Below are 1,747 nucleotides of genomic sequence, written 5' to 3'. Positions count from 1 at the left end.
TTTCAGAATGAAGAATCTATGGATCGCTTTTTGGTTTCCCGTTTTGATACGTACAATCAGAAGTTTTTGACACGGATTCACCGCGGCTTCCAACAGGCTGAAGCGGAGCTAGAAAAAATGTTTGAAAGATTAACAAATTAATAAATCGATTTTATAGAAGGAGCACTTCATTTACACATAATTATTGACACTCCCCTTGTCAATTGAAGGGATTAAAAAGTATAAATAAGTCTATCTTTTTTTATATCTAACTATCTTTAGTATACTGACAGTAGACTATAGAGAAAGGAGCACAAATCATGGAATTATTACTATGGGTACTAATCATCGGCTTATTCATACTTAGTTTTGTTGGACTGCTGTTTCCGGTCGTTCCTTCAGTCCTCGTTTTGTGGGTCGGCTTCCTGATATATCATTTTTTCCTGAATGTAGCTCAGCTGACCTGGGTCTTTTGGGTGTCGATGGGAGTCCTCACGGTTCTTCTGCTTCTAGCAGATGTTTTCGCCGGTTCTTTAGCTGTAAAGAAATTCGGAGGCAGTAAGTTAGGTGAGCGTGTCGCTACAATAGCCATCATCGTCGGGACATTTGTCTACCCTCCTTTTGGTATTCTCATTCTTCCATTTGTAGCCGTACTGATTGTCGAAAATTGGAAACAAGATACCTTCCATCAGGCACTTAGAGCAGCTGTCGGAACACTGATTGGGTTTTTAAGCGGGCGTGTGGCTGAAGCTATTATCCAACTGATTATGATTGGCTGGTTCTTCCTCACTATCTGGCTATGATATCTCTTCAAATTGAGAGTGAGTCCTGAACTTACACTGGACTGACAGAAAAAAGCACCTGTTTACCGGTATAAAACCGTCTGTAAACAGGTGCTTTTTCTGTGTCATTCGAACTAATACTCTCCAAATCCTTCATCATCCTCATCGATTTCATCAGTGAAGACTGCTTCGGGCTGGTGCAATCGGTCGAACTCAGTGTAGGCAATTCTATCGTAGAACACCGCTTCAGCCATATTCAGATAAGGTCTGACATAGAGAGAGGCGATACCAAGTGTCAATGCTTCTACTATATGCCACCCGATAAATGTGATATGAAGGGAGAATAACTCCATTTTGTGTCCGTCCATCAATTCTCTGCTTTCTGTAATACAGTCGATTGCGGTTGGATACTCCTCCTCACCCAGCTCTTTTTTATCTTTAAAAATGAAAAACGCTTGCGAATACGCATACCCCTTTACGATTCCGGGGATAATAAAGACTAGCGTCCATAACGCTATAAAAAGTGACTGGAGTAACTGAATCAGAAAAACAGGGATGAAAAACGGTCTCGAAAAGACTCTAAAGCTGTCTTTTAATGCATTGATTTTATACTGCTCTGTTCGAATCATATCAAGTAGTGTAAACGATATACCGATAGTAATAAAGGATACTAAAAAATTAGCAAGTACACTGGTCTCACCTTGCTCGTTCGCCAGTCTCGATATTGACCATAAATCAAGTCCATATATGCCGCCAGTCAACAGGACAGAAATGAGCACAGGAACGAGATGCAGCAAGATAACCTCTCGCCAGTTTCCGGCAAGCTCTTCTCTTGCTTTCCTTTTCAGTTCTGAGGGAGATAAATAATGTGCTGAATTCATGATCATCACTCCTCGTATTATAAGTTTATGGTACTAATCTTAGTTAGTATTGCTTGGATATTCTGGGATATTCCCTAATAATAGGGCCATGGAATAGGTCCACCG

The 1,747-nt window shown here is 40.6% G+C and carries 2 protein-coding genes and 1 pseudogene; 2 read left to right on the top strand and 1 reads right to left on the bottom strand.

Going from position 1 to position 1,747, the window contains the following annotated elements; all coding sequences use genetic code 11:
* Positions 1-141: pseudogene (locus CLV38_RS13485) on the top strand (IS256 family transposase); the annotation flags it as partial.
* 158 nt (positions 142-299) lie between these two features.
* On the top strand, positions 300-782 hold the full coding sequence (locus CLV38_RS13480) for a DUF456 domain-containing protein (RefSeq protein WP_106196498.1): 483 nt from the start codon (positions 300-302) through the stop codon (positions 780-782).
* Between the two features lie 113 nt (positions 783-895).
* Here CLV38_RS13480 and CLV38_RS13475 read toward each other — a convergent pair whose 3' ends face one another.
* The gene (locus tag CLV38_RS13475; protein ID WP_170068917.1) at positions 896-1,642 is read right to left on the bottom strand and encodes a DUF975 family protein; all 747 of its coding nucleotides are present in this window, start codon (positions 1,640-1,642) and stop codon (positions 896-898) included.
* Positions 1,643-1,747: the final 105 nt, after the last annotated feature.

Source organism: Alkalibacterium olivapovliticus (assembly GCF_003003275.1).
Taxonomy (GTDB): Bacteria; Bacillota; Bacilli; order Lactobacillales; family Carnobacteriaceae_A; genus Alkalibacterium; species Alkalibacterium olivapovliticum.
The sequence above is the reverse complement of the archived record's forward strand: the minus strand, read 5'-3'. Positions and strand labels throughout refer to the sequence as shown.